Source organism: Turicibacter sp. (genome assembly GCF_017941855.1).
Classification (GTDB): Bacteria; Bacillota_I; Bacilli_A; order MOL361; family Turicibacteraceae; genus Turicibacter; species Turicibacter sanguinis.
The window spans coordinates 1-6116 of sequence record NZ_JAGAVR010000085.1; the positions used below are offsets into that span (position 1 = coordinate 1).

Annotated in this window: 5 protein-coding genes and 1 pseudogene; all 6 read right to left on the reverse strand. The window is 31.7% G+C overall.

The features are described from left to right. Nucleotides 1-647 (reverse strand): annotated as a pseudogene (locus tag J6D32_RS09535) (tetratricopeptide repeat-containing diguanylate cyclase); the annotation flags it as partial. A 356-nt stretch (nt 648-1003) separates the two neighbouring features. Next, on the reverse strand, nt 1004-2671 hold the full coding sequence (locus tag J6D32_RS09540) for a sensor histidine kinase (RefSeq protein ID WP_287467613.1): 1668 nt from the start codon (nt 2669-2671) through the stop codon (nt 1004-1006). Between the two features lie 57 nt (nt 2672-2728). After that, nucleotides 2729-3433 (reverse strand): LytR/AlgR family response regulator transcription factor, encoded by a 705-nt coding sequence (locus tag J6D32_RS09545; RefSeq protein ID WP_287467614.1) that lies wholly within the window; start codon nt 3431-3433, stop codon nt 2729-2731. Nucleotides 3434-3505: 72 nt separating this feature from the next. Then, nucleotides 3506-4024 carry a GGDEF domain-containing protein gene (locus J6D32_RS09550; protein WP_287467615.1) on the reverse strand — a complete coding sequence of 173 codons (519 nt, stop codon included), beginning with the start codon at nt 4022-4024 and terminating at the stop codon, nt 3506-3508. A gap of 96 nt (nt 4025-4120) precedes the next feature. Beyond that, nucleotides 4121-5395: a hypothetical protein gene (locus J6D32_RS09555; protein WP_287467616.1), complete on the reverse strand. Its 1275-nt coding sequence runs from the start codon at nt 5393-5395 to the stop codon at nt 4121-4123. 268 nt (nt 5396-5663) lie between these two features. Continuing rightward, nucleotides 5664-6116: LysM peptidoglycan-binding domain-containing protein (locus J6D32_RS09560; RefSeq protein WP_287467617.1), on the reverse strand; the 453-nt coding region annotated here is incomplete at its 5' end.

The following is a 6116-nucleotide window of genomic DNA, read 5'->3' on the forward strand; positions in this document are numbered from 1 at the left end:
AGTAAGTACATGATACTCTTTTCATAATATCCACTAAGCAGATAAACATTAGTTAATAAGCAATGAGCTTCTAAATAATCATACTCATTCACATTTTTATCTATCACAAATTCTAGTAGTGGGATACTAGACTGAGGATTACTAGAAAACTCAACGATTCCTTGAGAAAAACGTCGATAAAGACTTGATTTAAGTTTTATCATATAAAATTTTGAAACATTTTTTTCTGCTAATTCAAAATAATACTTAGCACTTTCTTCATCGTTTAAAGCTAGGGCATTATAAGCCAACTCTTTGTATAAATTAATACAAATAGTTGAACTTGAATCTTCCCCAATACTTAAGGCTTTTAAATAATAATGAGTTGATTCTTCAAAATTCCCATCTAAAGCCTCTAAAAAGCCAAGTGCATAAAATCCTTTTTGAAGATCTGATCGCCTTGTCATCTGTGATAATTCAGCTAAAATCTGAGACTTGTATTCCTCGACTTGATTTTCTTCCCATGAATAAATAGAAAAATGATCAATTTGATTAACGACTTCCTTTGTAACTGTTGAACGGTTCCATTCTATCAGCATAAAGACAAAACATAAGCATAAAAGTGCAGTCATTATTTTAATTGATCCCTTTAAATATTTTATCTTCAATCAAACACCCCCTTCTCCAATGTCAACAATCCCATGAGCACATCACACCTAGCTTCGCTAGGATGGGGACATTTTAAATTCTAATGATACTGATCTATAAAAAGATGCACATCGAGTTAAAAATTGACATGAACTTAAGTCTCATTGCTTTCCTCGCCTAATAAATCAGATTTCGAATGATTTAATTCCCTATTGTCTCTTATTTTTATTACAAAATTATGCAAAAATGTCTTTTATTATCTTAACATTTCTAACAAAATACATCAATATCTCTAACTAATTTATACCATTTTAATCTCAATACGGATGATTGAAAAAAAATCGGTTGAATGCTCACATTCAACCGATTTTATCCATTATTGTGGCTTTTCTAATGTAATTGAAAATAAAAATTGATGACGACACTCATCATAATCAAAATATGTACTTCCATTATACTTAGCCACAGCGCGTTTAATATTTTCAACTCCATAACCATGCTGACCCTTTTGAGTCTTTGTGCTTTTCAATTTTCCCTTTGAAATAATAGGGGCCACATCGCAACTATTCACCACCTTGATGATGATATACGTCTGATTAAAAGAAGAAATCGTAAATTGAATTTCCTTTTGTTCACTTTTCTCACAACTCTCAATCGCATTATCAAGCATATTCGTCAAAATAATCGTCATCTCTTTAAAATCCACAAAATCTAGTGACACGTGTTCAATCCGTTTCGTAAAGGTAATGCCTATTTTCTTCATCTGAGAAATCTTATCATTCAAAATAATATCTACCAATCGATTTCCCGTAATCACAATCGCCGACAACTGATTCAAATCTTCATAAACACTATCAATATAACGACTTGCCTCTTCCGGTGTCTGTTGATTAATAAAACCTTTTATACAAATAAGATGATTTTTAATATCATGAGCTAGCTGATTAATTTGATCATTCTTTCTTAATAGTACCTTGTTGTGCTCGATAATCATCCGATTTTGTTCACGTTCGTTCTCAATTTCCTTTGATTTCATGTACTTAAACGTTGCAATCCCACCTAATATAGCGATGATAAATGAAGCACACGCAATTCCTATTGCAACATGAATCTGGGTTTCAAAATTTTGTTCAAAAGCCTTAAATTCAGACATTGTTTGCAGATAAAAATCTTTCATGGGGGTACTAGTTAACACAACTAAATCATACGGAGCATACAACTCAGCATATAACATATCCTGATTGTCATTGTTTTGAACATAACCAAAATAAGTTCCATTATCCTTTAGCCCCTCTAGCATTTCTTCTAAAACATAACGTCCCCTATCATCTTGATAGGTTGTATTAATATAGCATCCTTGTCTTGCACAACTTGGTGAGACACTTATCCCTTGAATGACTTTAGCAAATTTATCTCCACCTTTATAATCAACAATTTCGATTAAGGTGTAAATCGATGTTAAATTAGGATTTTCGTCGAACGCGTCTTTTAACATTCCTTTATACATTGTCTTTAAATCGGAATCTGAAATCCCAATAATTACAATATACCGATCCTCTTGCACCATATGCTGCCTCCATAGTGCAAGATCAAAGAATAAATCACTATACAGGATATCCTGTGCAAGTATCATATTATTTTGTTTAAATTCAGCTACCACGGTTTGATTGTGTTGATCGTAGACCCTAATTTGTAAATCTTTGTAGACAGAAGTTAAAAAAATAAACATCTCCATAATATCCTCGTCTTGTTTAGATTTTTCAATGATATATTCATGGAGGATTGAATCGACAACATTTAACGATTTATTATAATCTTCAATCAGATAATCAAAATCAATATTCACTCTAATCATCAACTCATTAACATCATTTTTCAATTTACTTTGTTCCACTTCAATTAAAGATTCCGTTAAACAATTAATATTGTTTTGATAAGCCACCTGCATAATCCTAATATAAATCCATATTAAACCAAAAACGACGATCCCAATGATAAGAATAGCATTAAGGTAAATTCGCTTTTCCGAGTTGTTTTTTTGCATTCTTATCATCCTTTCTAAATAAAAAAAAACGCCCATTGCTCTCAAGGGGCGTTTTTATTAAAGTTGACTAATATAACGAACAAAACTCGTTTTAAAACCTTTATATTTCCTTAATGACATATAAACTTCTTCACCTGTTGTCAATGTCACTTTATCCCGAGCAACTAATTTTACATATTTTAAATTTACTAAATAACTTGAATGGGTATATTCAAAATGATGAATCGCTAAACGATGATACCAACTATTTAAATTATAGCTACTTGTATAGATTGCTTCAGGTGTATGAATTAAGACTTTTCGACCTGATATTTCTAAATAAGTGATATCCTCAATTAATACTTTCTCTAATGCCCTTTCACTACGAGCAGAAATATATTTTTTTGCAGTATTTAATTCTTCAATTAAGGAAGTCAACGCTTCAGTTAATTCATCCTGCTTTAACGGTTTGATTAAAAATCTTGATGCCATGACCTTATATCCTTCTGGCCAATAATGTTCATAAGCTGTAACAAAAATGATTTTACTTTTAGGACACGTTTTTCTAATTTCTTTGGCCACTTCTATCCCATTAATCCTAGGCATCTCAACATCTAGAAAGATGACATCATATTCAAAATAATCTTTTTCTAAAAAATCTTCACCACATTCAAAATAATCAATCTCAAACTTAATTCTACACTCACTTCCATAAGCCTTTAAACTGTCAATTAACTCAACTGCTTGAATTCGCGAATCTTCACAAATTGCAATTTTATACATTATTTCACCACCATTAATCCGCAAACTCTCCTAAGTTAACATTTTAACAAGCAAACTATACCTAATCCAACTTTAAATCGTCAACCTATTTTTTCCTTTTTCTTTTGAGATTAAGACTAAATCCTGTGCTTTTTTTAGATATTTATCTAAATTAATCGATGAATCTAAATTACCACAAACAATTCCCACACTTAACGTCATACGTAAATCTCTTAAATTCGTCACATGTTCAATATTTAAAGCATATGTTTTATCAATCAATTGTTGTGCACGCTGTGCTGCTCTCATTTTATCATCTTGTGTCACAATAATAAACTGTTGTCCATTATGTCTCGTCAACAATCCTTCTTTAAACTCACTCTTAATTAACTCAAATACTTGCTCAATCACCTGATCTCCAGCAATATATCCATATGTCTCATTGAACTTTTTAAAATTATCTAAATCAACAACAAAAACACTTCCATTTGGATATTTCTCCGAGCATTGATCATATAACTGTTGTAACGTTAAAGCTTCCATCTCTTTATCAGGTAAGTCTTGTTTTTTAGAACGTAAACTTTTTCGTTTTTTATTATAACAAACAAACAAAATCGTTGCGAGTAATCCCCCAACAAGAATCCATCTGCCTATTATTAAGGATGGATTCTTATCGTCAACTTTATCACTCGTCGTATTTTTAAGATTTTATTCAATCAAATTAATTTGAATCAAACTTTCTGATTTTAATGGGGTAGGGATTTGACTTGCAAAGTAAAAAGCTTGTTCATAATTTTCTAACTCAAGATTTTTTTGAATGATATCCTTTAACAATAAAATTCTTAATACGGAATCAATATCCCCTTTCATTACCTCTTCATAAAAATCTGTATAAAAATCAATCAATTCTTGCCCCTCGAACTTAATGTCACCATAGAGCTTATTTTTAAAAACATTTAGAGACTGAATTTCATAGTTCCCCTCCGCCTCAAATTCGGCTGCCAATAATTGTTCTAATGCTTTTTCCTTTTGTCCATCATCAATATATAACTTGGCTCTAATGATTGACTTGTAGCCCTCTTCATATTCACTTTCTTCTAATACTGAGTTAACTCTTTCATCTTCAATCAACTCTAAGGCTTTCTCAATCCCGTGCTCGTTAGCAATACTATAAATATACGGCCCGAACATATAAAAAGGAATTTCCTCTTGACTTGCCACAATTAAATCTTCATAAATCGAAATCACATTTGTATAAGAGTCATTGAGATACTCATTAATAACTAAACTATTAATGCCACAACTTAGTAAGTCTTCATAGCCATAAGTTTGAGCCAGTGTGATAGCTTTTAGGGCATACTGATTCGATAAATCTATCTGTAAAGTTCCTAAATAAAGATTCTTTAAGATTAAGCAACTCATAATATTTTGATAAACATCTGAACTAAGTTCTATAGACTCTTGTAATAATTGGACTGCTTGATCAGTATTCACAAGTAGATTAATGTAATCTTTAGCTCGCATCTGATAAATCAGCGCTAACAACTGATCATTCTCACTCTCAATAGCAAAAGATTTAGCGTATTCAAAATACTCATCTGATTTAGGATTATTCTCAAGATATAAATAATTTTTAGAAATCCCCATCAATACGATTGCTTCTACTTCTTCAGGTTGATTTTTTCCAATAGATAATTCCTTTACAAAGTAATTATTTGATTCTTCATACTCTCCTTGATAAAAGTTCACATATGCTAGATAAGAATAAGCTTTTTTTAATTCATTCCGATTTTTACTGTCATCGAGCCTCTCAATGACCTCTTTCTCATAGCTTACTAACACATCTGGGGTTAGACTCATGAGCTGATGATCTAAATTCTCAATAAACTCACTTAACTCTAACGATTCTGTTGTTTCCTTATGATGAATACCGATTCCAACGAGTGTTCCCAAAAGGAGAAGGACGAATAAAATCCTCTGCAAAATAATCCACCTCAATATATAAATTTTAGACAACCATCCCCTGTTGTCTACGTCTCTTAGCTTCTAAAAAGTTAGCACTAAATAAATAGGTCTTTTAAAATTGTAAGTTATGATTTAAAAGATAGTTTATCAAAATAAACACCTAAAATGTAACTCCCTACTCTGCTACAATAAATTATATTCCCCACCATCATATCACCATAAAAAAAAACAAAACAACAATTCACGTAATAATGTCATAAAAACCGACAAAAAAGAATGTATTATTTCAATTAAGATATAACGCTTTCCCAACATATATCATATTAGGATTAGTGATCCCATTCAACTTCACTAATTCGGAAACCGTTGTACCATATTTAGTCGCAATCGCCCACAACGTATCCCCTGCTTTCACTGTATATTCAGTCGCTTCAACTCCACTCAATTCACCTGAAATTTGTAATACTTCCCCGACATAAATCACATTAGGATTACTAATATCATTCAATTTCACTAATTCAGAAACCGTTGTACCATATTTAGCCGCAATCGCCCACAACGTATCCCCTGCTTTCACTGTATATTCAGTCGCTTCAACTCCACTCGATTCACCTGAAATTTGTAATACTTCCCCGACATAAATCACATTAGGATTACTAATATCATTCAATTTCACTAATTCAGAAACCGTCGTACCGTATTTATTCGCAATCCCCCACAACGTATCCCCTGCTTTCAC

Excerpts from the sequence above, each read along its gene's own strand:
- J6D32_RS09540 (WP_287467613.1), bottom strand. The coding sequence starts at position 2,671 with ATGCAAAAAAACAACTCGGAAAAGCGAATTTACCTTAATGCTATTCTT.
- J6D32_RS09545 (WP_287467614.1), bottom strand. The coding sequence starts at position 3,433 with ATGTATAAAATTGCAATTTGTGAAGATTCGCGAATTCAAGCAGTTGAG.